Genomic DNA, 24,806 nt, shown 5'->3' on the forward strand with positions numbered 1-24,806 from the left:
CAACTTGTAAAGCGCTTTTTTAATTCATCATACAATTGAATTATAATGATGTGTTGCGAAAAGATTTAGACTATACCAATTTCATATTTCTGGGATCCCAGTGCATTATTTTTTTATCAAAATAGCTCGTGTTGCACGCTAGGGCAGGAGCGGCCGCCCTAAAACCAAACTCTGCATCTTCCACAACGGGTTTACCATCGCGAATAGCATCAAAGAAGTTGGTGAAATGATCCAGATGCGAGCTATAGCCTTCAGGTGCTTTGTAGATAATATCGCCCTTTGGATGTCTTTTTTGCTGTGCCTCCGTCCATTTGGCGTTGTAATCGGCGGTCATTCGCTCTTGCATTTCTTCTGGGAAGGTAAAAACGGAATCATATCCTCCAAAGCCTGGGGCTTCGGGCATCTTGCTGTACCCCACCGTAATATCATCCCCATTGATGGTAATGGTGCCTTCCGAACCGATAAGTTGAATGATTTCCTGACCTCCCGTACCGCTAATAAAGTTTACCCGTAAGTTCAATTGGAAAGCTGGGTGTTCTTCGCTATCGGGATATTGCATTACGCCGGACATTACATCGGGCATATTCCTGCCATCCTTCCAATAACTGAATTGTCCTGTACTATAAATATCTTCGGGACCCTTGGAGTTGGTCATAAAATGGGTACCGCTCAATAAATGGATGTACAAATCACCAGCGACACCTGTACCAAATTCTTTAAAGGCCCTCCACCAAAAGAACTTTTTGGCATCAAAGGGCATTTTATCGGTGATTTCGATAAAGGTTTCCCAATCCGTGGTTTCTGCGCTGGCATCGTCCGGAATGGTGTATTCCCATGCGCCAATGGAACTTTGGCGGTCCCAAGCCGCAGATACCATATTCAAGTCGCCAATTTCTCCAGCGGCCAAGAGCTCCTTGGCTTTTGCGTAACCCACACTACTTACCCGTTGGCTACCTATTTGGACCACCTTGCCCGATTTTTTCGCGGCTTTCAAAATGGGGTAGCCCTCTTCAATTTTGTGTACCATCGGTTTTTCCAAATAAACGTGCTTTCCTTTGGCAAGTGCATCCAAGGTCATCTGCGCGTGCCAAACATCTGTGGTGCAGATGAGTACAGCGTCGATATCATCACGGTCCAATAAATCCTTATAGCTTCGGGTAACAAACAACTCTTTTCCGAATTCTTCTTGGGCGCGAATCAATCTACCCTCATAAAGGTCACAGATGCCCGCAAGCTCCACCCCGGGAACCCGAAGGGCGGTGGAAAGATCAAAATGCCCCTGAACACCATATCCTATGACTCCAATGCGCACCGTATCGTTATTGGTGAATCCTTTTTCATAGCGAAGGATGCGTTCCTCGGCCCTCTCTTGTGCTGCAAATGAAATGAACGGTGTACTTGCCGAGGCCAAGGTAGTGGCTCCAATTTGACGTAAAAACTTTCTTCTTTTGTTCGAATTGTTGCTTTTCATGTATTTTTTGGTTTCTTATTTTAGTTGATGGAATAGCTCACAAATGCCACTTTTTTGCTATCGGGACTCCACGAAGGCACATTGATGGTACCTTGGCCACCGAAGAATACGGGCGTAATGTCTTTGATTTCTCTTGATTCCAAATTCATCAATCTTAATTTTACTTGTTTGCCAAATAAGTGATCTTGTTTTTGGTCAGAAGTATAGGCGATATATACAATCCATTTACCATCTGGGCTAGGGTGTGGGAACCAATTTGAATTTTCATCAAAGGTCAATTGCTCCTGATTTTTTCCGTCGGTGTCCATTCTCCAGAGGTGCATATGCCCTGATTTATAGGAATTGTAATAGATGTATTTGCCATCTGGGGAATATTCTGGGCCATCATCCAGCCCTTCCGCACTGGTCAATCGTTTTTCTTTCCCTCCTTCAACGGCTATAGTGTAGATGTCATAGTTTCCATTTCGCTCGGCACAATAGGCCAGTCGTTTACCGTCTGGAGACCAACCATGCCAATAGGAAGGAACTTTGGTCGTTACTTTTCGAGGAGTACCGCCCCCTATGGGCAGGACGTATATGGCAGATTTGTAGGATTTTGTGGAAGGGTCCGTTCTATCGTTATGGCTAATGGCGAGCCATTTGTTATCGGGTGAAATGCCATGGTCATTGTTGCACTCATCAGCAAAACCAGTATCCAGTGGTTTAAGTTGTTTGCTCTTGATATCCAAAGTATACAACCTTCCTTTACTGTTCAGTATCAAATAATTATCCGGATGCCAATTTGGAGCTTCAAAATGGTCGTTGATGGTCAATACCGTTTCTATGCTTCCGGTTTCAATGTCTACGGTCTGTATGTAGCTTGTTGTATCCATTTTTTCATCTGTATTGTGACTGTAGGAATGAATGGATTGTCCCACCAATTTCCAAGTATTGTTCCATCTTTCCAAAAGTCGTATTTCGTGGGACAAGGAAGTTTTTCCATAGATGTCCACGGAAACTTCGTCATGGTTCACCCATGCCATATCGCCGTCAATTTTCATACGGTAATTGGAGTGAAAAGCAAACCCACCATTTCCCATCATACCGGGAGGTGGACTTATCATGGTTTTTGATGGTAAATTAAAGGTGTTCCCATCTGCCGTTGAAACCATAATACGTCCATAAGGCCTTTCCAACCAACAGTCTGCATGTCCCCCTTTGTCGCCCATGCGCCAGGTTTGTCCTTCTTTTTCCAATAATTTGATGATTTCCAAGGAATCTTTGGCCTCTTGCGCTGCTAGGGGCGGACTGGTCAAAATGGTTAACAAAAGCGAACAGGACCCTAAAAATATCCACTGATATTTACCCACAAAGCGCCTTTGAAGATGCAGAAAAATCTTCATGTTTGGTTGTTTAGTTTTGGTGTGCGGTCTAAATATACGGCTTTGCTCATTGACAGGCCAAGGGTTTTTGTGGGTAGCCCTTAATGGTTTGTCTTCAAAGCATGGGCTTCAGCACTTTCCACACGTTTTCCGCAACCAGTTTTTGCCCTTTTTCGGTTGGATGTATGCCATCGGCCTGATTAAGCTCGGGAATACCGGCAACATCTTCCAATAAAAAGGGGATAAGTGCTATTTGTTCACGCTCTGCCAACTTTGGGAAAATATTCTCAAACTCTGCTGTGTATTCCGGGCCCATGTTGGGCGGAATCTTCATACCGGCCAAAACAATCTTGGCATTGGGCAGCTCTTTCTGTACTTGGTCCACCATGGCCTGAAGATTGGAAGCTGTTTCCGTGAGTGGAATACCTCTCAACCCGTCGTTGGCGCCCAATTCAATAATCACGATATCCATATCATCCTCCAAGACCCAATCCAATCGATTTTTACCGCTTGCAGTGGTCTCCCCACTAAGTCCCGCATTGATCACGGTGTAGTTCAAGCCTAGGGAATCAATTTTTTGTTGAATTACGGATGGGAAAGCTTCACCCATCTCAAGGCCGTAACCTGCTGTTAAGCTATCGCCGAAAAAGAGAATTTTTTTATCTGCATCCGTTGCTTGGGTAACCGCGGTTTCTTCATCCGGAGTCGATTCCTGTTTTTCTTTTTGCGAGGTCTTTTCGCCACAGCCCAAAAGGAGCAGTATCAAAAAATAACAAAACATTAACGGGTTACAGAAGCTTTGGATTTTCTTGGTCATGGGCAATTTTAGTATTTTGAGAGTTTTAACCAAAAACATGGTATGTCAAAGATATTAAAAGTTCAAAACCTCTCTAAAACCTATCGGAGCGGCGATCATGACCTAAATGTACTCAATAATGTTTCTTTTGAAGTGGATGAGGGTCAAAGTTTTGCCATCGTGGGCCCCTCGGGAAGCGGTAAAACCACCTTATTGGGACTTTGTGCAGGACTCGATACCACCGACCAAGGTGAAGTTTGGCTCTGTGGTTCAAATTTGTTCGATTTGGATGAAGACGGAAGGGCGCTGTTAAGAAACCAAAACGTAGGATTTGTTTTTCAGGACTTTCAATTGTTGCCCACTTTGACGGCCTTGGAGAATGTTGTTGTCCCTTTGGAACTACGTGGCGTTAAAAAGGCGTATGAACAAGGCAAGGAACTTTTGGCAAAGGTTGGACTAGCGGATAGGGAATCGCATTATCCGTCCCAATTATCTGGAGGGGAACAACAACGGGTTGCCCTTGCCCGTGCTTTCGCCAACCGCCCCTCGATTCTATTCGCCGATGAACCTACCGGAAATCTTGATGATGATACCGGGACCCGTATAGAGGACCTTCTTTTCGAGCTTAACAAGGAGCAAGGTACGGCACTGGTCATTGTGACGCATGATTTGGAACTGGCCCAAAAAACAGATAAAAGTATTCGCCTAAGATCGGGCAAAATCGAGGAAACCGTAGGTTAATATGGGAAAGAACAACGCTGGATTTTCTTGGTTGCTCAAAATGGCATGGCGTGATGGCAAAGCTAGTTATGGCAAGTTATTATTGTTCGTTTTCTCTATTACCCTGGGCGTGGCCGCAGTGGTAAGTGTCCATTCTTTCAGCCAAGTCCTAAAGGAAAATATTGCACTCCAATCCAAATCCCTTTTAGGGGCCGATTATGTTATAGAAAGCGATAAGCCCGTTAACGATAGGGTAATGGGTATTATGGATTCCTTGGGAGGTGCCGATGCAAAGGAAATCAACTTTCTGTCCATGGCTGCTTTTCCCGGCAGCAACGGCACCAAACTTATGGAGGTGAGGGGTTTGGAGGGCGGTTTTCCCTTTTACGGTGAGTTGGAGACCAACCCGTCCACCGCAAATGAAAATTTTAAAAATGGAGGGGCGCTTGTAGATGCCACTACCATGCTTCAGCTCAATCTTCAACAAGGAGATAGCATCAAACTAGGGGCCGTGATCCTGCCTATTGCGGGTACATTGGAAAGTGTACCGGGCAGCACCTCGGTTTTTGGTGCGATTGCTCCGCCGGTCCTTATTCCTTTCCGGTATATCGAAAAGACCGGTTTAGTGCAGACCGGAAGCCGAATCGAATACAAGTATTATTTTCAAGCGGATGAAGCTCAAGATATGGAACTTTTGAGCGAGAAGGTCGAACCTGTTTTGGATTTGGAAGAAGCGGATTTGGATACGCACCTGTCCGAAGCGAGACGGCTCGGTAGACGCTATGAAAATTTCGCAAAATTCCTGAACCTTGTAGGGTTCATTGCGCTTTTGTTGGGATGTGTGGGCATCGCTAGTGGAATGGGCATTTATGTTCGGATGAAAATAAGGTCCATTGCCGTACTCAAGTGTTTGGGCGCATCAAAACGGCAGAGCTATTTGATATTTTTTGTCCAAATTGCTTGCATGGGCATTGTTGGAGGGTTGTTAGGAACTACATTGGGCTACTTGCTCCAACAACTGTTCCCATCGTTAGTGGGGGACTTGTTGCCCGTGGATGTTACGATTACCTTTTCCCTCCAAAGTGTATTATTGGGACTTTCCCTTGGTTTGGCCATGTCAATATTGTTTGCTCTTTATCCCTTAATGCAAACTCTTTATGTCTCGCCCTTACAAGCTCTTCGGGTGGTAAAGGAACCAAAGTCCCGCAGCAAAAGAGCAACGGCTGCAGTAGGAATGGGTATTCTACTGTTTATCAGTGGTTTTTCTTATTGGTTGCTGGGTGATTTAGTACGGTCCCTACTCTTTGTAGCAGGCCTTCTGACCGTTTTCTTAATTTTGACCGCCGTGGCACGTTTATTTATGTCGCTGTTAAAGAAATTCTTTCCGTATTCGTGGAGTTTTATTGCGCGTCAAAGCCTAAAAAATCTGTTTCGTCCACAAAATCAAACCTTAGTGCTTGTCTTGTCGATTGGAATTGGAACATTTTTGATCAGCACCTTATACTTTACCAAGGATATGCTGCTCGAAAAGGCCGCCATTGAGGACAGTGCCAATAGTGCCAATATGATACTCATGGATATCCAGAAGCAACAGGTCGAGGCAATTTCCCAAACCGTGGAATCCGCAGGTATGCCCGTAATTGACAAGATTCCCATTGTTACCATGCGGGTGGAGACATTGAATGGGCGCCATGTTGAGGATATTCGAAAGGATTCGACCTCGCAAGTAAGCCGATGGATATTGAACCATGAGTTTAGGGTAACTTATCGGGATAGTCTTATTGGTTCCGAAAGGCTCTTGGAAGGAAAATGGGTCCATAGGACAGAAACCAACTCGGACATTCCTATCTCAGTAAGCAGCGATTTTGCCAATATGGCAAAGGTATCCATTGGTGACCCGGTCGCTTTCAATGTGCAAGGTAGGATTATGGAGACCAAGGTGACAAGCATACGTGAGGTGGACTGGAGTCGTTTACAGCCCAATTTTTCCATTGTATTTCCAGCAGGCGTACTCGAAAATGCGCCACAATTTGGAGTAATGACACTGCGGACTCCCGATGATGCGAGTTCGGCAAGACTCCAACAAGAATTGGTGCAGAATTTTCCCAATGTCTCCATTTTGGACCTCAAACGCATTCTTTCCCTTTTGGAAGATATTTTAGGGAAGATTGGATGGATCATCAATTTCATGGCCTTTTTTAGCATTTTTGTCGGGGTGGCAGTGCTCATGGGAGCTATTTATAGTAGCAAACATCAACGGGTGAAGCAAGGAGCCTTATTAAGGACCTTGGGTGCAAAAAGTGCACAAATTCTCAAAATGATTGCTATCGAGTATACCATTTTGGGTTTCTTAGGAGCTTTCATGGGGGTGGTACTGGCAGTTTTGGGCAGCACACTGCTGGCTTGGCTGCTATTTGATACCGCTTTTGCACCTTCGGCGGTGCCGTTCATCATAATTTTACCTGCGATAACACTCTTGGTATTCACCCTTGGCGTTGCAAATAGTATGGGCATTGTACGTAATTCGCCATTATCGGTTTTGAAAAAGGAGAAAGAATAAAAGGCTTCATCAAGGAACAGCCCTGTTTTATTCAGAAAGTACGGTCCTAAAACCCAAATGCTCCATACCCAAATCTGGACTAGTGGCCATTCTGGCTGAAATCCGGTAACTGGCACAATAGGAAGCGCCGCAAAGAAGGCGACCCGATCTATAAATCGATACATGAAGCAGGGTTACGTAGGTTCAGACCCATCATCTTGACCACGATGACTACTTTTGGAGGGCTAGCGCCAATAATTTTGGAAACCTCCAGCCAGGCCTTTTATCTCATTCCGATGGCCATTTCATTAGGATTTGGAATTGTTTTTGCCACCGCCATCATCTTGGTTATTGTACCATGCCTCTATTTGATTTTGGAAGATGCCCGTTTGGCAATCCAAAAAGGGAAGACTGTTGAAAAAGGGGATGTTTCGGAAACTGCGGTCTCCTGATTCTCCATTTTCATCAAATCCCTGATCTATGATCAAAAGGTTGCGTATTTTAGTAGAATGGCGACCAAGCAGTTTCATATCACCAAATCAACCGGGGAGAAGGTGGACTTTTCCATGGAGAAGCTAAAGAAATCATTGCAATTCAGTGGTGCTTCCAATGAAATGGTGGAAGAAATTGTGCGTCAAGTACAGGATGAACTCTATCATGGTATCACCACAAAGGAAATTTACAACCGTGCTTTTGCTCTTTTAAAGAAGAAAGAGTCGGTTTATGCCTCCAAATACAAATTAAAAAAGGCCATTTATGAATTAGGCCCAACGGGTTTCCCCTTTGAAAAATTCATCAGCGGTATTCTGCACTATTCCGGTTTTGACACTAAGGTTGGGGAAATCGTTCAGGGTAGTTGTGTATCCCACGAAATCGATATTTTGGCAACTAAGAATGGCACGTTGCATGTTATTGAGTGCAAATTTCACAGTGATGATGGGCTCAAGTGCAATGTAAAGGTCCCACTCTACATCAACTCCAGATATACTGATGTAAAGCTGCCCTTGGAAAGCAAAAAGAACAAGACATTTACCACAACCAAGGGTTGGGTGGTCACCAACACACGGTTCAGCCAAGATGCCTTGGAGTATGGCAAGTGTGCCGGACTGTATCTATTGAGCTGGGACTATCCGCATGGAGATGGCCTAAAGGAACGGATAGACCGTTTACGTTTGTATCCCATCACAGTATCCACGTTGCTTTCCAATCGAGAGAAACACTTTTTATTGGGGAGGGATGTTGTCCTTTGCCGTGAATTGGTCAAAAATGGATTCTTACTGGATCACTTGGGTGTTTCCAATGGACGAAAGCAACGGATTTTAAAGGAAATGAAATCATTGTGTAATCTCTAACCAATCGATGAAAACAGTACAAGTACATTTTTTAGGTGCATCGGGAACGGTTACCGGCTCCAAGTTTTATTTAGATTCTGAGGATATCAAGGTTTTGGTGGATTGCGGTCTGTTCCAAGGAGTAAAGGAGTTGCGCCAACAGAATTGGCAACCCTTGTCCGTGGATCCCTCACAAATGGATTATGTGTTGCTTACCCACGGACATTTGGACCATTGCGGCTATTTGCCCCTTTTGGTCCGCCAAGGATTTCGGGGAAAGATACTGGGAACCGCACCCACTTTGGAAATTGCACGCATCATATTGGAGGACAGTGCCAAGATTCAAGAGGAGGAGGCCAAAAAAGCAAACGAAGAAGCCTACAGCAAACACAACCCTGCTCTTCCCTTGTATACCAAAACGGATGTTGGCCTTACCCTGAAACTTTTTGAGCAGGTGGATGAAGGGGATACTATCACGCTGTCAGACCACTGTTCTGTTACCTTTTTATACAACGGACATATTATTGGCTCTTGCTATTTGGAATTGAATTTGTATGGAAAGCTGTTTGTGTTCTCTGGGGATGTGGGACGACAACAGGACCTCTTGCTCAACCCGCCCAAAAAACCGGAATGGGCGGATTATTTGTTTGTGGAAAGCACCTATGGGGATAGATTGCACCCTGAAGAGGATGTAGAGGGCATACTCACAGATTTGATTTCGGAGACACTGCAAAAAAAGGGAACCCTCATTATACCCTCCTTTGCTGTGGAACGCCTTCAATCCTTAATGTACCAGTTATGGACATTGTACCGGAAAAACCGGATTCCCAATATTCCCATTTTTGTGGACAGTCCCATGGGAAACAATGTGTTGGAGGTGTTTAGACAATTTCCGGAGTGGCATAAACTTACCCCTTCGGAGTATCGAAATATGTACCATCATATAAATGTGGTGAGCTCTTACGCCGAAACTTGGGAAACTATTGACGACCCAAGACCCAAAATAGTGATTGCGGGTAGCGGAATGGTCACTGGAGGTAGGGTGCTTACCTACCTCAAACAATTGGCAGATAAGGAGTCCACCACCATTTTGTTGGTAGGTTTCCAAGCTGAGGAAACTCGCGGGAGGAAATTGTTGGAAGGTGCAACCGAGTTAAAAATCTACGGAAAACATATTCCTATTAACGCAAAGGTTTGCCATTTGGAAAGTCTCTCGGCCCATGCGGACCAATCGGAACTATTAGCGTGGATGGGTTCCATAAAAAACGTCCCCGAAAAGGTGTTTTTAGTCCACGGGGAAGCTTCGGCCATGACCATTTATAAGGATAAGATTCACCAAGAATACGGCTGGGACCCCCATATCCCTGCTCTCCACGAAATGGTTGAGATTATGCTTTAAAAGTAACCTTACAGTTTCATCCCGTAGCTGAGGTCACCTGCATCACCAAGGCCTGGAACAATGTAGCCTTTACTGGTCAATCCCTCATCGACCGCAGCAATCCAGAGGTGGGTATCCTCAGGGAAAACGTCCTGTATTTTGGTCAAACCTTGTTGGGAACCTATTACAGATATGATGTGTATTTGTTTGGGCGTTCCATGGCTTTTCAGCGCATCGAGTACATTTTCCAAGGTTTTTCCAGTGGCCAACATGGGATCTGTGAGCACCAATACTTTTCCCTCCAATGAGGGTGCAGCAAAATATTTTACAATCACTTCAAAAGCATCATCATTGTTGGGATGATGTCGATATGCCGAGATAAATGCGTTTTCGGCCCCATCAAAATAACTTAAAATACCATGGTGCAGGGGCAGCCCGGCACGCAAAACGGAACAGAGCACCAATTGGTCCGAACACAGAAAGGATGGTTTGGTGCCAAGAGGAGTGGTCACTTCCTTTGCAGCATAATCCAGTGTTTTGCTCAGTTCGTAGGCAAGAATTTCGCCAATACGCTCAATATTGCGGCGAAACCGCATGGGATCTTTTTGGATGGTAATATCCCTGATTTCGGCGATAAAGGTATTGAGAATGGAATGGGCTTGGTCGAATTGGTGAACGATCATAGGGTAACAATTGAGTCTATCTAAAGGTAAACCTTGTCCGTAACATATAAAAATGAGCAGTGTTGAACGAAAGAAATGGTCATGGTACTGATAAAGATCATTGGGAGGGAAGTGGAATTTTCGCGAAATTTGAAGGTATGACCTAGAGCATCAAAATGCTTGAACCTAAGAGTAGACTATGGACTTTATCGATTATTATAAGGTTTTGGGAGTAGATAAAAAGGCATCTACAGAGGAAATCAAAAAAGCGTACCGCAAACTTGCCCGAAAGTACCATCCGGACTTAAACCCCAATGATGTGGAGGCTGAAAAGAACTTTAAACGGGTCAACGAAGCCAATGAAGTTTTGTCAGACCCTGAAAAGCGTAAAAAATATGACGAATACGGTAAGGACTGGCAACATGCGGAGGAGTTTGAAAAAGCAAAACGAGCCAGATCTCAGCAGTCTGGCCAAGGAGATTTTGGCGGATATACCTACAGTTCGGGCGGTTCAGCACAGGATTTTTCCGACTTTTTTGAATCGATGTTCGGCGGTAGGTCGGCTGGTTTTGGTGGCAGGGGCCAACGCGTGCGATTTAGGGGGCAAGACTATAATGCAGAATTGAAATTGTCCCTCATGGACGTGTATACGACCCAAAAGCAGACCCTCACCGTAAACGGTAAGAACATACGGTTGACCATCCCAGCGGGGATTGAGGACGGACAGACCATCAAAATATCGGGTCATGGAGGTCCGGGTGTCGAGGGAGGTCCTGCTGGTGACCTCTACATTACTTTTTCCATTGTCAACAATACCAGTTTTAGGCGCGATGGGCCGAATTTGTATAAAACAGTGGAGGTACCGTTGGTCAAGGCTGTCTTGGGAGGCGAAATCCAAGTAGAGACCCTAACGGGCAAGGTGAAATTGAAAGTGGCGCCAGGAACAGACAATGGTGCCCAGGTCAAGTTGAAAGGAAAGGGTTTTCCCAAGTATAAAAAGGAAGGACAATTCGGCGACCTGTATTTGACCTATCAGGTAAAAGTCCCCAAAAATTTGACCACAGAGCAAAAAGAACTCTTTGAGGCCCTGGAAAAAACCAACCTTAAATAAAGCAGACATGAAAAAAGAAAACTATATATCCATAGAGACCTTTTGTAAGCGCCACGGTGTAGGGGAGTCCTTTGTGTACTCCATGTATGAGTATGAGATTTTGCAGGTAGAAAACAAACCTGATAAAAGAATGTTGCATGTGGAAGAACTTCCCCTATTGGAAAAAATGGTACGCTTGCACAACGAGCTCGATATCAATCCTGAAGGGATACAGGCCATACATCACCTCTTGGGACAGGTGGAAAATCTGCAAGAAGAGGTCGCTGCCCTCAAACGTAAATTGGATGTATTAAAATGATGTGGATGTTCGTATGACCATCGTCATAGGAATCTGAAAATACGCAGATTACCTTTAAGGGAAGACAAAAAATGAAATGTAAACCACATAACTTTTGAAGAAGTTAATGTGTTTCCAAAAGGTGATGAGATGAAAAAAATATTGGTACCCGTCGATTTTTCAGATTTTTCCAAATATGCCCTTGAAGTTGCCGCTAAATTGGCAAAGCAGCATGGGGCTGCCATTGTATTGCTACATATGATTGGTATGTCCGATTCGGTATTGGCCAATTCCGAACTTGCGGAGGAGGCGGAAGCAAAGTATTTTTTGAAGTTGGCCAAAGATAAAATCAAGGAGTTGACCGAACAAAGGCACCTCAAGGGCATTCCCGTGAACGCCGTTATTCAAAATTATAAGGATTTTGAGGAGGTGAACCATGTAGCCCAAGAACAAAATTGCGATTTGATAGTCATGGGTTCACATGGCGCAAGCGGCATACGGGAACTTTTTGTGGGCTCCAATACCGAAAAGGTGGTACGTTCTTCTGACCTACCTGTTATGGTCATCAAGTCCAGCCCCGTTGACTTTAATATTCAACGAATGGTCATGGCCTGCGATCTAGACGTGGAGAACATCCCTGTTTATAAAAAAGCAGAGCAGTTCGCCAAGCTCAACCGAGCTTCTTTGGAAATGGTATATGTGCTCAGTGCAGGCGCCAATTTCATGGGGCGCGACGATGTGACCCAAAGGCTAGAGGCCTTTAAACAAGGATTGGGGACGGAGATCGATATTCATTTTTACGACCATAATTCGGTGGGGAAGGGCATACTTCAGTATTGTTTTGAAAAAAATGCCGATTTATTGGTGATTCCAACCCACGGTAGAAAAGGATTGGCTCGATTTATTGTGGGTAGCCTAGCCGAAAGCGTATCCAACCATGCAAAAATTCCCGTGATGACGATTAAGATATGATTAATTGTCAAAAAGCAATTGGAGTCGTCCCAAAAGGATAAGCTCCGATTTATTGCTTCCGGCAAAGGCTGCGGCAATCGCCCGTGAAGTGGACATGGCCAAATTCTGGATTTCTTTTGTGAACAAGGTTTTGTGCTCCGTGTAAAAGGCTTCGAACTCTTCGTATATTTCCTCGCTATCCTTGGTATATTCCAATAGCCAATCAAAAACGGATATAATCTGGAAGGCAGCATCCGTTCCGTACTCATCTTCCACATCGTCCACCTCAAGCCAATAGTCCTTTACCAACTCATTGAGCTTTTCCATCTCTTTCATATGAACACTATGATCGGCCATGGCAATGGCATAAAATAGTTTTCCTAAATTCTGGTATAGTTCGTTTTGTAGATTTTTATCAGTTTCCAACATTTTCTTAAATTTTGGCTCAGGTTTAAATATACCGATCTATTTGGTATGTAAGCATGACCAAAATCAGTATTTTTAATCTTAAATTTTGGAAAAGTTCGAAGAAAGTAACGTATTAGGGATGTTTTCGGAGGTAATCTCCGAGGGCATCCTTATTGTCAATGCCCAGCAGCAGATAACGGCAAGTAACAAGGCAGCCAACAAAATGTTCGCCTATCAAGAAGGTGAGCTTTTGGGCCAGCCTTTGGATATTCTGATTCCCAAGCGCATCAAGCATAAACACAGTGATCTGGCCGATAGATTTATGGACGAGGGCAGGGCAAGACAGATGGGAAAGGGGCTGGACTTGGTTGGAATCCGCAAAGATGGTGAAGAATTTCCGTTGGAGATAAGTCTTAACCCTTTTAAGATGAAGGAACAGCAATATGTGCTGGCCTTGATCATGGATATCACCGAGAAAAAGAAAGCGGAACAGACCATTGATTATTGGTTTCAGATTTTCGACGAGTCGCTGAACGAAATTTACGTTTTTGATGCTGAATCTTTTGTTTTTATCAATGTAAACCAAGGAGCACAGCGCAATTTGGGCTATTCCATCCAAGAGCTTACCAACATGTCCGTAATGGATATCAAACCGGAAGTATCCGCAGAAGTAATGCAGCGGTTACTGTCTCCACTTATCGCAAAACGAAGGGAGAAGGTCATTTTTGAGTCCGTTCATCAGCGACAAGATGGGACCCACTATCCTGTAGAGGTGCACTTGCAATTGTCTTATATTGAAAAGCGAAGGGTGGGTGTGGCCATTGTGCTGGACATCACCGAACGTAAAAATTATACCCAACAATTGGAAAACACGGTCGAGGAGCGTACCGAGCAATTGCTGGAAGCATTGAAGGCGGAAAAAAAGCTCAATGAGCTAAAAACAAAGTTCCTCTCCCTCGTCTCCCACGAATTCAAGACGCCCTTGTCCAGCATCCTTACCTCAACCTCTTTGTTGACCAAATATACCACGACGGAACAACAGGACAAACGCGACAAGCATATTGCCACCATCAAATCCAAGGTGCGGTACCTCGATAATATTTTGACCGATTTCTTGTCCATTGAGCGGTTGGATCTCGGTAAAGTGAATTACGCAATGACTTCATTTCCGTTGAGCAAATTGATCAACGAGGTAGTATACGATGCCAATACCCTATTAAAGGAGGGTCAGCGCATACAATATCCCCAAAATATCGATGGTATAGTTATTGAATTTGATGAAAAAATCATGGGGTTGGCACTTTCCAATCTGGTTCATAATGCCATAAAGTATTCTCCAGAGGACAGCGATATCGAGCTAAAGGTGCACCAAGAAGGGGAACAATTAAAAATTGATGTGGTGGACCACGGTCTTGGGGTTCCAGAGGAGGACCAACCATTTATATTTGACAGATATTTTAGGGCCACCAATGTGCTTACGGTACAGGGCACTGGTATCGGACTTAACACTGTCCGTCAACATATGCACAACCTTAATGCTAACGTAACTTTTAAGAGTGAATTTGGCATAGGCTCAACATTCACTCTCCACATACCAATAAATAACAAGGAAAATGAAAAAGATATTACTGGTTGAGGATGACACCTCGCTGCGTGAAAATGTGGCCGAACTGTTAGAATTGTCCGGTTTTGAAGTTTGTACGGCATCCAATGGACTAATCGCTGTTGATATGGCAAAAAAGGTGCTTCCCGATTTGGTACTCTGCGATATTATGATGCCAGAACTGGACGGATACGGGGTTTTGGAGGAGTTGTCCAGCCATGACAGCACTCGACAAATTCCCTTTATTTTTGTTTCTGCCAAAACAGAAAAGCAGGATGTCCGCCGAGGAATGAACCTTGGCGCGGACGATTATCTGACCAAACCCTTTGAGGAAGAGGAACTCTTGTCCGCCATCGAATGCCGATTGGAGAAGGCCAAACAGATGAATTCCGTACTTCAAGAATATCCCAAACAGGCCAAGGAAGATGAAATCCGCTCCTTGAACGAGCTAAAGAATTTTTTTGATGACCACGGTGAATTGTTGTCCTTTAAAAAAGATGAGACCATCTACAACAAAGGCGACCACTCCAATATGGTATACCTCATTCTTAAGGGAGTGGTTAAAAGTTGCGGTCTCGATGAGGACGGCAAGGAATTGATTACCTCGATTTATTCGGCGGATGATTTTTTGGGCTTTACCTCATTGACCGATCACCTGCCCTACCAAGAATATACCATAGCCATGGAAGATGTGGAGCTGGCCGGAATTTCCAAAGAAAAGGTAAAGGCGATTCTCGAAGATAACAAAGCCGTGACCTTGGAACTGATGGATGTGATCGCGGGAAACCTTACGGACATCAAAAAGCAGTTATTGCAGATGGCCTACAGTTCGGTGCGCAAAAAGACAGCCCAGACGCTTTTGCTATTTTCCAAGGCCATTAACCGGGAAAAGGACGGTGCCCTTAAAATAGCCCGTAGCGACCTTGCCGGTGTTGCAGGAATAGCCACCGAGAGCCTTATCCGTACTTTGTCCGACTTTAAGAATGAAGGCCTAATCGCGATTGAAAACAGGACTATTTCAGTTCTTGACAGGGAGGCTTTGGCGCGTGTCAACTAAAAAAATCGGTCATAAATGGCGTAAGTGATATTTATCATTCCATTTTTTTTTGTGAATGTCCATATTGCGCCATCAATTTATGACTGATGAAGAATATTCTGGTCCCAACCGATTTTTCGGAGAACTCTATCCGTGCACTAAAGTATGCTCAAGTGCTCTTCGGCTCCGAAGAATGTAACTTTTATATTTTGTTCGTGGGCACCCTTTTGGATACCAAGAACGATGCTGAAACCATGCAGTACGCCAATGGGGATTCCGATAATACCAAAAGAAAACTTGCCGATTTGGTAAAAGAGACCCGACAACATAGCCCAGAGGCAAACCACTTCTTTTTTCCGTTGCATGAATACGGCTTTTTTATCCCTACGATCAAAAAACATTTGAGCGAACAAAACATTGATCTTATCGTTATGGGTACCAAAGGAGCTTCTGGTATCAAGGAAAAAGTTGTCGGTACCAATACCGGGGATGTTATCACCAAGGTGCAGTGCAATACCCTTGTGGTCCCTACACAGGTCGAACTTTCCAAACCCCGCGAAATTGCATTTCCTACAGATTTGAACATTTTCTACTCCTTAAAAATGCTACGTCCCATGATCGAAATGGTAAATCGGGGCAAGTCGCAGTTTCGGATTATGCATGCACTGCAAGCGGGAGACCTACTAACCGAAGAACAAAAAAACAACAAGGAGTATCTGTTGGACTTTATGAAGGAGACCTTTCCAGATAGCTATAGCTTTCACACCATCACCAATAAAAAGGTAAAGTCGGCCATTCAATGTTTTGTGGAGAGCCGGGAAATCGATATGATGTTCATGGTGGCCAAAAACCTGAATTTTATTCAACAGATCTTGTTCGATTCCATTGTGGAGCAGATAAGTTTTCACACCAAAATCCCATTCTACGTGATCCATGAATAGGAGGTTGGAAAAATTTCGTCCAATCTGATCTAAATCATAGATAATCACGGATGGAACGGGTAGCTTTGATACTATAGGAACTCAAAATCGAGAACCATGATCAAAGTACTTTTACCCACTGATTTTTCGGAAAATGCTTTTCATGCCATTACTCATGCAGTAAAGCTATTGGAACACTCCACTTGTACCTTCTATTTGGTACATGCCTATACACCTCCCGTTTATAGAGTGGATTATACTTTGGGAAGTCCCGGTCAATTGGGATTGCCCGATGACGAAAGGAACAAGGCCGAGGAAGCCTTGGAACGTACCGAGAATAAAATAAGATCATTAGTTCCAGTATCCAGGCATAGCTTTGTCACCCATGCCGCATTCAATTCGTTGGTGGATGAGCTGGACGCGGTTTCCCAAAACGAGGATATCGATTTTATAGTGATGGGAACCCAGGGGGCCACAGGGGCAAAAGAAATCCTTTTTGGCTCCAATACGGTACAAGTGATTCAAAAATCCAAGGTTCCCGTGCTGGCCGTTCCGTCTGAATTCGAGTACCGCCCAACACAGCATGTGTTGTTTCCCACAGATTATGAAGCGGATTATAAAAAAGCCAACATGGACTTTATGCTCAAACTTTCCAAGTTGTCGCGTGCCAAATTGCATATTCTGCATGTTAGCTCGCCAGAAGGTCTTGATGATAACCAAACCGAGAACAAAGGCTATTTGGAAGGCCGCCTTCTGGAATACAACCATCAATTTTATGATTTGCCCGACCAAGATTTGATTGAAGCCATCAATACCTTTCAAGAAAAGGCGGCGGTGGATATGTTGGCCATGGTCAGGAACAAACATTCATTTTTGGAACGTCTTTTTATAGAACCTATCATCAAAAATATAGGCCTGCACAGCAAAGTGCCGTTTTTGGTATTACCGTTAAACCCTTAAACCAAAGCCATGTTACACATTTTAGCACCCACCGATTTTTCCAACAATTCCTATAATGCGATTTTTTACGCAGCACGCCTGTTTTCCGAAATTTCAATCGAGTTTCATCTGGTACACGTTTGTGGTGATGATGGAAGTTCCGATATGGAAAGGGTAAAATTGGAGTCTGCCAAAAACTTGGATGCCCTACAGCATCGACTGGTTCGTGATGTGGGGAAAAACAATAAGCATTCCTGGAAAAAGGTTTCCTTATGCTCCGATATGGCCAAAGGTATAGCTGATTATGCGAAGGAAAACAACATGGACCTCACTGTAATTGGCAACAAAGCCAAGGATGAGGTAAGAGATATTCTTTTTGGGAACAACGCCATGCAATTGGTACGCGAGATTACCCAATGCCCGATATTGATCATACCCTTGGAAATCGATTTTAAACAAGTGGGCAAGATAGCCTTTACATCAAATTATGCCCATCCGATTGCTGGTCAAAATGTCAAGGCACTTCAATTTTTCAGTGGTTTGATGGAAAGTACCATAGTACCCATGAGTATTGAAGACAAAAATGGGAAAGCTGGCACCAAACAGAATAGGGCCGATTTTTTGGAAGCAATTTCAGAAAGTGCCTCGAAAGAGGTCAAACTCCCCGTGTTTGAGGGCAAGGTCAATACCATATTGGAATTTGTGGACCTATGGAGCATAGATATGCTCTGTATGGTGTACTACCCCCATCATTTCTTTTTGGAATTTATAGGAAAAGGAATCATAAAGGAGCTCAATGCAAAATTAAAGATTCCCTTTTTGATACTGCCCAATAGTCCCGACTGACGAAAATCATGGCATCGCTTATTGGGTTTCCTTATTTTTTTGATATGAAAAAGATGGCTAGCTAAGGTGCCATCTGAAAGAAAATGACAATTGAAAATGGATGATATTATGAAGCAAATAGGAATTTGGCTGGACAAGCAAGAAGCTAAAGTTATCGTATTGAACAAAGGGAAGGAAAAAACATTTGACGTTCCCTCGGAACTGGATTTCTTCAATCCCAAAGGAGGAGCAAGATCAAAGACCAAATGGGGCCCACAGGACGTGGTGCAGGACAGTAAATATTTGGAGAGGGAAAAGCATCAGCTAAAGCGGTATTTTGATACACTTGCCAAAAAAGTTTCCGATGCCGATGAGCTGGCCATATTTGGACCCGCCGAAACGCCCGATAAGTTCACGGATGCCTTAAAGACGAGACACTCTGCTCTGGCGAGCAAAATCAAACTCACGGAAACTGTAGACAGTATGACCGATAATCAGTTCAAGGCGCTGGTAAAACGCACTTTCGGCATAGATGATCGCTATCCAGAAGGCGATTAAAATATCCAGCCAATATGATTTAGATCATTTTACCGTCGGATTCTTTGAGCTACATTCAATCCAAATTTCATGTAAATGTCTAAGCCATGAAAAGGGAGCGACAAATAGCGGTAATGCACGGGGAGCTACAGACTTGGAAATCCTATCTTCAGTTTATAGCGGATGAAATGGCCTTTATCCAAAGGCTGCTGGATTCCTATGTTTTCGAACCGAAGACTCCCAAATTGTTCGAACGTTTGGAAAAGTTCAAACGGCATTTCGATAGCTCCAAAGTGGAGCGATGTTCGCTATCGGAGTTCATCAAAAACCATGAAAATGGCCTTGGCGGCATTTTTGAATGCACACAAGAAGAATGCGACGGCCACTACTACGAAAAGCACTTGAACCTCAAAAACAGTGTGGAACGGTATATTGAGACCTACATCAATCTAAAAAAAGAGGTGTACGATTATGCCGGGGCCATACTGAAGAAAAAGAAGCCCTTGTACTGATGTGGCGCTGGCCATATCGGAGAGTTAAGCACTTATTTAATCTGTAAAATCAACTAGTTATGTCATTGGTAAAATTGGACGGAAAGCGATTTCCATGGAACGAAAGACTGATTGATTTCTTCAGTCGGGATGCCTTTGTGGATGATGATTTTTTCAATTTGGAGAAAACCCATCCATCCATGAACATCAAGGAACACAAAGATGATTTTGAAATTGAGTTTGCCGCACCGGGATTTGAAAAGAAGGATTTCAAAATCACCATGAAAGATGATGTATTGGAAGTATCGGCCCAAAAGCGTAAAGAGAAGACCGAAGAGGAAGAAAACTTTACCCGAAGGGAATTCAACTACAATGCATTTACCAGAAGTTTACAATTGCCACCCACCGTAGATCGCTCCAAGGATATTAAGGCCGTTTACCAAAATGGTATCCTTACCCTTAACATCCATAAAATGGAAGCATCGAAGAACAATCAAAAAAAGGTGATTGAAGTGGCATAGCCAAAAACCAGCGGCAGATGGTATCCATCTGCCGCAAAATCCAATTCAGTGATGGAAACAAAGTCAAACAAACGTAGATACCGGGAATGGTTCAGTGCAGATGAGCTGCACGAGGAGACCAGACAATGGTGTTCCGAGTTGAAATTTGCCCGGGACGAACAAAAATTCTTGAACAATATGGTGAAGGATTATACCTTGGACATTATCGATTCCGATATGTTCAAGGCCATACAACCTGTTGTGGATGCCTTGAACAAATGCGAAAAAGATTTGGTGGAACTGTTCAAAAAGGTGCAGCTTCACGAAAACCAGCTCCAAATAATGGTGGATGAGGTAAACCAAGAGAAAATGGAAGCCGCTTATCTTGACACACATAACGATCTTGCCAAGGAGATATCGGATTATTTTGTACGGTACCGCGATGCGAAAAACAAGATGTTCGACATTGTGTCCAAAGTGATGAAACGTAGAAGGCAAAAAAGATTGTTGAATTAACACATAGCCCATAAACAATGAAAGTACTGGTGTATAGTGCCAAGGATTTTGAAGTAAAAAACTTGGAGAAAGCAAATAATGGAAAGCATAAAATAAAGTTTGTCCCGGAAGCCTTGGACTCCACAACGGCGGTTATGGCTGCGGGGCACGATGCTGTTTGTATCTTCTCCAACGACGATGCAAGCTTGGTAGTGCTGGAAATTCTCCAAGACCTTGGTGTCAAGTACATCACTTTGCGATCTACGGGATACAACAACGTTAGCGTTAAATCGGCCAAACGTATTGGGCTGAAGGTAGCCTATGCACCAGAGTACTCACCCCATGCCATTGCCGAGCATGCCGTGGGACTTTTGCTGGCCCTGGACCGTAAGTTGGTTCTGGCCCATAATCAGGTAAAAAACTATAATTTTTCCTTGGACAATCTAGTAGGTTCAGATTTAAATGGAAAGACCGTTGGAATATTCGGAACGGGTCGAATCGGTTCCATTTTGGTTGGGATATTTCATGCCTTTGGATGCAACATAGTAGCCCATGACCTTGAGCGCAATCCCTACCTGGAAAATCATTACGGGGTGCAATACCTTCCTTTGGAAGAACTCTGTAGGAAGTCGGATATCGTGAGCATTAATACACCGCTAAATTACAATACCCATCATATTTTTAATAAAACGCTTCTCATGGCCATGAAACCGGGTGCCATACTGATCAATACAGCTCGCGGAGGAATCGTTAAAACAGAGGATGTGCTGGACGCCCTCAAAAATGGGAAGCTTGGCGGCTATGCTACCGATGTATACGAGCACGAAAGGGGAATTTTCTTCAAGGACCATAGCAAAAATGGCATCACCGATGAGCTGCTCAAGGAACTGATTGCATTACCCAACGTGCTGCTGACCCCGCACCAAGCATTTGCCACCAAAGAGGCCTTGGTCCGCATCGCCGAGACTACCATCCATAACTTGGATTGTTGGGAAGAGGGGAAAACAAACACAAACGAGTTGGGTTTTGAAACCGTAATGTTATAACAGTGGGCTCAAGAGTTTGGCAAAGCCCTCTATCAATTTTTTGATCCACGGTCTATTTTTATGTGCTTCGTAGTCATCTAAGAGTAAGGACCGTTCACAATCCTGTAAAAAGTCCGACTTCATTTGTTGGCAAAGTGGTGAATCGTACACAAATACCTGTGCTTCATAATTTTGTTGCAGGCTCCTGTTGTCTAAATTGGCCGTCCCAATACTTGCAATCTCATCATCACATAGCATCACCTTGCTGTGCAGAAAGCCATCCGCATAAAGATAAATTTTGATTCCAGCTTTTAAATACGATTCAAAATAGGCCCTTACGCACCAGTCCACCAATTTGATATCGGTACTGGTCGACATCAATATCCGAACATCCACACCACTGAGGGCAGCTGTCATTAAGGCCTGTAGGATAGCATGGTTGGGAATGATGTATGTGTTAACGATGTAAAGATACTTCTCCGCACTGTTGATGATGGAAAAGTATACCTGTTCCATTACATCAAAATCATCATCCGGACCGCTGGGCACGATCTGAAGGGAGGTATCTCGCTCCAAGGTTTTATGAATTTTGAATGTGGAGACGTCCACTTTTTTCTCGCTGGCAAGGAACCAGTCGGTCACAAACAATCGATTTAAAAAATCGACCGCCTCGCCCTCAATTTTCAAATGGGTATCGTGCCATTTGCCCAAGGCGGGGTCGCCCTTTAGGTATTTATCGGAAATGTTGATACCTCCTGTAAAGCCGATTTGGTTATCAATAATGATAATTTTTCGATGGTTCCGATAATTCAGGGAAGCCAAGAACCTACCGAATTTAAACGGGAGGAACTGGGCTGTTTCCACGCCGATTTCCTTTAATTTTTTCAGGTATTTTTTGCTCAACGAATAACTCCCGATACCATCGTACAGTAAACGAACCGTAACGTTTTCGGCCACTTTACGTTCAAATACGTCCAAAAGCCTGTCTGCCAGTAGTCCGTCCTCAAAAATGTAGTACTGTAAATGGATGTGATCTTGAGCTTCTTCAAGGGCATGAAAAATACGTTCAAACGTATGCTGTCCATCCTTTAAAAGCTCCAATTCGTTATGGCAGGTAACGGGGCATTTGGCCGTTTTTGTGATCAAAGAAATGATTTTTTGCTTGTTGATGGACAGTTTTGGCTCACATTGGATTCCTTCTGGCTGCCTTAGGGGACCAAACTCATTTTTTAGGGAGAACATTTTGCTTTTTCTTCTGTTTCGACCAAACAGAATGTAGAGAAGTACCCCTGCCACTGGAATGGTAAAGATGGCAAGTAACCAAGCTAAGGTCTTACTGGGTCTGACCCCGTTCAACAGTAAGCTTACCACCATGACCAAGGCAATCAATATATAAAGGCCAATAAGAATGGGAATAAGCATCCGATGGTATTGAGCAGTTTGAAATATAATGACAAGTTAGTAAAAGTATTTTGCCATTAAAATAGTTCTGGCAAATACGAATACTGTTAAAATACCCTAGATTCATCAGTGTTGTTCCCAAAATTCAGGAAGGAAGTGTAACAAATCTCAAAAAAAGGATACCAAAAAATGTAGTCCAGCAACTCACGGGAGTTAAAAAGGGTACTGCCTTTTGGATTTTAGGTTAAAATTAACATAAAGCTACAAAAGCACTCCTTAATTTTAAGACCCACGTATTTGAATGAATTATATTACATACATACCTACCTTTTATCAACTCAGAGTAAATCAAATAACTAACATATGAAACGAAGAGATTTTGTACAGTACGCTGGTATGGGTGCAGGGGCCATGATGATGCCCTCGCTTCTTATGGGAAACAATATTCCCGCGGAAGCACTGCTCGAACCAGGGATGGATACCGTACTCAAAAAGAAAATGGCCGATGTTGCGCTCAATACGGCAAAGTCCATGGGAGCCACCTATGCCGATGCAAGGATTGGAAGATACCTGAACCAATACGTCTTCACTAGGGAGGACAAAGTACAGAACGTGGTGAATACCGAATCCTTCGGAATTGGAATCCGTGTGATTGCCAATGGTACTTGGGGTTTTTCCTCTACCAATGATGTGACAGAGGACGGCATTAAAAATGCGACCCAACAGGCTGTAGCGATTGCCAAGGCCAATTCAAAAATCCAAAAGGAACCTGTTGTTTTGGCACCAGTGCAAGGACATGGCGAAGTGTCTTGGAAAACGCCTATCCAAAAAGACTTTAAAGAAGTGCCGATTTCCGAAAAAGTGGATTTGTTGCTAAGTGCCAACGCCGCTGCGATGGAAAATGGCGCCAACTTTGTGAATTCAGCCCTCTTTATGGTGAACGAGCAAAAATATTTTGCCTCCACCGATGGATCCTATATTGACCAGGACGTACACCGTATCTGGCCAACCTTTAACGTAACGGCTATTGACCGACAGGCTGGTAAATTCAAGAGCCGACAGGCCTTGAGTGCCCCTATGGGAATGGGATATGAATATATGGATGGTCTGGAATCCGAAAAATTGTCCGGTCCAGAAGGCATCAAACTTTACAACAGAAGCTACGATATCGTAGAAGATGCTACCATGGCTGCACAACAGGCCAAGCAAAAACTTTCCGCAAAATCGGTGGAAGCTGGTAAATACGATTTGGTGTTGGAACCTAATCACCTTGGTTTGACCATTCACGAATCAGTAGGTCACCCATTGGAACTCGACCGTGTGCTTGGATACGAAGCGAATTATGCGGGCACCAGTTTTGCCACCTTGGACAAATGGGAATCCAAAGACTTTAAATATGGTAGTGATATCGTAAACATCGTGGCCGATAAGACCCAAGTAGGATCTTTGGGTGCCGTAGGTTATGATGACGAAGGCGTGAAGACCAGAAAATGGGATTTGATTCGTAATGGTACGTTGGTGAACTACCAAGCCATCCGTGACCAAGTCCACATGATCGACCAAAACGAATCACATGGTTGCTGCTACGCCCAAAGTTGGGAAGATGTGCAGTTCCAGCGTATGCCCAATGTTTCCTTGGAACCCGGTACCGAAAAGTACTCCCTACAGGACATGATCAAGGATGTAGACAAAGGAATTTACATCTTGGGCCGTGGATCGTACTCCATTGATCAGCAGCGGTATAACTTCCAGTTTGGAGGAACCTTGTTTTACGAAATCAAAAATGGAGAGATAGCCGGAATGTTGGAAGATGTGGCCTACCAATCCAATACCCAGGAGTTTTGGAATTCCTGTGCAAAAATCTGTGATAAGGACGACTATAGAATGTTTGGTTCCTTCTTCGACGGTAAGGGGCAACCCTCCCAGGTAAGTGCCGTATCCCACGGTAGTTCCACTTCAAGGTTCAACGGAATCAATGTAATCAACACAGGTAGGACCATTTAAGGTTTATTCAAATTTAATACTAAGA

25 protein-coding genes are annotated in these 24,806 nt (G+C 43.8%); 19 read left to right on the forward strand and 6 right to left on the reverse strand.

Features of this window, described 5'->3' with window-relative positions:
• Positions 1 to 70 precede the first annotated feature (70 nt).
• From EO130_RS02295 to EO130_RS02305, 3 genes are all read right to left on the reverse strand, one after another.
• The gene (locus EO130_RS02295; protein ID WP_127139905.1) at positions 71 to 1,471 is read right to left on the reverse strand and encodes a Gfo/Idh/MocA family protein; all 1,401 of its coding nucleotides are present in this window, start codon (positions 1,469 to 1,471) and stop codon (positions 71 to 73) included.
• Positions 1,472 to 1,491: 20 nt separating this feature from the next.
• Positions 1,492 to 2,853, reverse strand: a complete 1,362-nt coding sequence (locus EO130_RS02300) for a TolB family protein (protein WP_127139906.1) — start codon at positions 2,851 to 2,853, stop codon at positions 1,492 to 1,494.
• 94 nt (positions 2,854 to 2,947) lie between these two features.
• Positions 2,948 to 3,649 carry an arylesterase gene (locus tag EO130_RS02305; RefSeq protein ID WP_127139907.1) on the reverse strand — a complete coding sequence of 234 codons (702 nt, stop codon included), beginning with the start codon at positions 3,647 to 3,649 and terminating at the stop codon, positions 2,948 to 2,950.
• A 42-nt stretch (positions 3,650 to 3,691) separates the two neighbouring features.
• On the opposite strand from EO130_RS02305, the gene EO130_RS02310 reads away from it, so the two are divergent.
• The 5 genes from EO130_RS02310 to EO130_RS02330 all read left to right on the forward strand — a co-directional run bounded on the left by EO130_RS02310 (position 3,692) and on the right by EO130_RS02330 (position 9,617).
• Complete coding sequence (locus EO130_RS02310) at positions 3,692 to 4,369, forward strand: ABC transporter ATP-binding protein (protein ID WP_127139908.1); 678 nt, start codon at positions 3,692 to 3,694, stop codon at positions 4,367 to 4,369.
• A gap of 1 nt (position 4,370) precedes the next feature.
• Positions 4,371 to 6,908, forward strand: coding sequence for an ABC transporter permease (locus EO130_RS02315; RefSeq protein WP_206513110.1), 2,538 nt, complete (start codon positions 4,371 to 4,373; stop codon positions 6,906 to 6,908).
• Positions 6,909 to 7,066: 158 nt separating this feature from the next.
• Positions 7,067 to 7,339 carry an efflux RND transporter permease subunit gene (locus EO130_RS02320; RefSeq protein ID WP_241244284.1) on the forward strand — a complete coding sequence of 91 codons (273 nt, stop codon included), beginning with the start codon at positions 7,067 to 7,069 and terminating at the stop codon, positions 7,337 to 7,339.
• Positions 7,340 to 7,396: 57 nt separating this feature from the next.
• The gene (locus tag EO130_RS02325; protein ID WP_127139909.1) at positions 7,397 to 8,239 is read left to right on the forward strand and encodes an ATP cone domain-containing protein; all 843 of its coding nucleotides are present in this window, start codon (positions 7,397 to 7,399) and stop codon (positions 8,237 to 8,239) included.
• A gap of 7 nt (positions 8,240 to 8,246) precedes the next feature.
• Positions 8,247 to 9,617, forward strand: a complete 1,371-nt coding sequence (locus tag EO130_RS02330; protein ID WP_127139910.1) for an MBL fold metallo-hydrolase RNA specificity domain-containing protein — start codon at positions 8,247 to 8,249, stop codon at positions 9,615 to 9,617.
• Positions 9,618 to 9,625: 8 nt separating this feature from the next.
• Here the strand turns inward: EO130_RS02330 and upp are convergent, their stop codons facing one another.
• Entirely contained in the window at positions 9,626 to 10,279 is a 654-nt protein-coding gene (gene upp, locus EO130_RS02335) for a uracil phosphoribosyltransferase (RefSeq protein WP_127139911.1), read from the reverse strand.
• Between the two features lie 178 nt (positions 10,280 to 10,457).
• On the opposite strand from upp, the gene EO130_RS02340 reads away from it, so the two are divergent.
• The 3 genes from EO130_RS02340 to EO130_RS02350 all read left to right on the forward strand — a co-directional run bounded on the left by EO130_RS02340 (position 10,458) and on the right by EO130_RS02350 (position 12,618).
• Complete coding sequence (locus EO130_RS02340) at positions 10,458 to 11,369, forward strand: DnaJ C-terminal domain-containing protein (RefSeq protein ID WP_127139912.1); 912 nt, start codon at positions 10,458 to 10,460, stop codon at positions 11,367 to 11,369.
• Between the two features lie 7 nt (positions 11,370 to 11,376).
• Positions 11,377 to 11,667, forward strand: a complete 291-nt coding sequence (locus EO130_RS02345) for a chaperone modulator CbpM (RefSeq protein WP_127139913.1) — start codon at positions 11,377 to 11,379, stop codon at positions 11,665 to 11,667.
• A gap of 129 nt (positions 11,668 to 11,796) precedes the next feature.
• Entirely contained in the window at positions 11,797 to 12,618 is an 822-nt protein-coding gene (locus EO130_RS02350) for a universal stress protein (RefSeq protein WP_127139914.1), read from the forward strand.
• Here the strand turns inward: EO130_RS02350 and EO130_RS02355 are convergent, their stop codons facing one another.
• The gene (locus EO130_RS02355) at positions 12,619 to 13,026 is read right to left on the reverse strand and encodes a hypothetical protein (RefSeq protein ID WP_127139915.1); all 408 of its coding nucleotides are present in this window, start codon (positions 13,024 to 13,026) and stop codon (positions 12,619 to 12,621) included.
• An 85-nt stretch (positions 13,027 to 13,111) separates the two neighbouring features.
• Between EO130_RS02355 and EO130_RS02360 the strand changes: the two genes are divergently transcribed.
• The 10 genes from EO130_RS02360 (at position 13,112) to EO130_RS02405 (ending at position 21,397) form a co-directional block, all read left to right on the forward strand.
• The gene (locus EO130_RS02360) at positions 13,112 to 14,641 is read left to right on the forward strand and encodes a sensor histidine kinase (protein WP_313781244.1); all 1,530 of its coding nucleotides are present in this window, start codon (positions 13,112 to 13,114) and stop codon (positions 14,639 to 14,641) included.
• Positions 14,619 to 15,665, forward strand: coding sequence for a response regulator (locus tag EO130_RS02365; protein WP_127139916.1), 1,047 nt, complete (start codon positions 14,619 to 14,621; stop codon positions 15,663 to 15,665). Before EO130_RS02360 ends, EO130_RS02365 begins: the two co-directional genes overlap by 23 nt.
• Before the next feature lie 86 nt (positions 15,666 to 15,751).
• The gene (locus tag EO130_RS02370) at positions 15,752 to 16,585 is read left to right on the forward strand and encodes a universal stress protein (RefSeq protein WP_127139917.1); all 834 of its coding nucleotides are present in this window, start codon (positions 15,752 to 15,754) and stop codon (positions 16,583 to 16,585) included.
• Positions 16,586 to 16,681: 96 nt separating this feature from the next.
• Positions 16,682 to 17,524 carry a universal stress protein gene (locus EO130_RS02375; protein WP_127139918.1) on the forward strand — a complete coding sequence of 281 codons (843 nt, stop codon included), beginning with the start codon at positions 16,682 to 16,684 and terminating at the stop codon, positions 17,522 to 17,524.
• Between the two features lie 9 nt (positions 17,525 to 17,533).
• Positions 17,534 to 18,349 (forward strand): universal stress protein, encoded by an 816-nt coding sequence (locus EO130_RS02380; protein WP_127139919.1) that lies wholly within the window; start codon positions 17,534 to 17,536, stop codon positions 18,347 to 18,349.
• Positions 18,350 to 18,457: 108 nt separating this feature from the next.
• Complete coding sequence (locus tag EO130_RS02385; protein ID WP_127139920.1) at positions 18,458 to 18,886, forward strand: hypothetical protein; 429 nt, start codon at positions 18,458 to 18,460, stop codon at positions 18,884 to 18,886.
• A gap of 86 nt (positions 18,887 to 18,972) precedes the next feature.
• Positions 18,973 to 19,377, forward strand: a complete 405-nt coding sequence (locus tag EO130_RS02390) for a hypothetical protein (RefSeq protein WP_127139921.1) — start codon at positions 18,973 to 18,975, stop codon at positions 19,375 to 19,377.
• Positions 19,378 to 19,436: 59 nt separating this feature from the next.
• Positions 19,437 to 19,877 (forward strand): Hsp20/alpha crystallin family protein, encoded by a 441-nt coding sequence (locus tag EO130_RS02395; RefSeq protein ID WP_127139922.1) that lies wholly within the window; start codon positions 19,437 to 19,439, stop codon positions 19,875 to 19,877.
• A 51-nt stretch (positions 19,878 to 19,928) separates the two neighbouring features.
• Positions 19,929 to 20,372 carry a hypothetical protein gene (locus tag EO130_RS02400; protein ID WP_127139923.1) on the forward strand — a complete coding sequence of 148 codons (444 nt, stop codon included), beginning with the start codon at positions 19,929 to 19,931 and terminating at the stop codon, positions 20,370 to 20,372.
• 17 nt (positions 20,373 to 20,389) lie between these two features.
• Positions 20,390 to 21,397, forward strand: coding sequence for a 2-hydroxyacid dehydrogenase (locus EO130_RS02405; protein WP_127139924.1), 1,008 nt, complete (start codon positions 20,390 to 20,392; stop codon positions 21,395 to 21,397).
• Here the strand turns inward: EO130_RS02405 and cls are convergent.
• On the reverse strand, positions 21,392 to 22,798 hold the full coding sequence (gene cls / locus EO130_RS02410; RefSeq protein WP_127139925.1) for a cardiolipin synthase: 1,407 nt from the start codon (positions 22,796 to 22,798) through the stop codon (positions 21,392 to 21,394). The two genes, EO130_RS02405 and cls, sit on opposite strands and share 6 nt — an antisense overlap.
• A gap of 342 nt (positions 22,799 to 23,140) precedes the next feature.
• Here cls and EO130_RS02415 point away from each other — a divergent pair, with 342 nt between their 5' ends.
• Entirely contained in the window at positions 23,141 to 24,781 is a 1,641-nt protein-coding gene (locus EO130_RS02415; RefSeq protein ID WP_127139926.1) for a TldD/PmbA family protein, read from the forward strand.
• Positions 24,782 to 24,806 lie beyond the last annotated feature (25 nt).

It is taken from the genome of Flagellimonas marinaquae, from assembly GCF_003992675.1.
GTDB classification, from domain to species: Bacteria; Bacteroidota; Bacteroidia; order Flavobacteriales; family Flavobacteriaceae; genus Flagellimonas; species Flagellimonas marinaquae.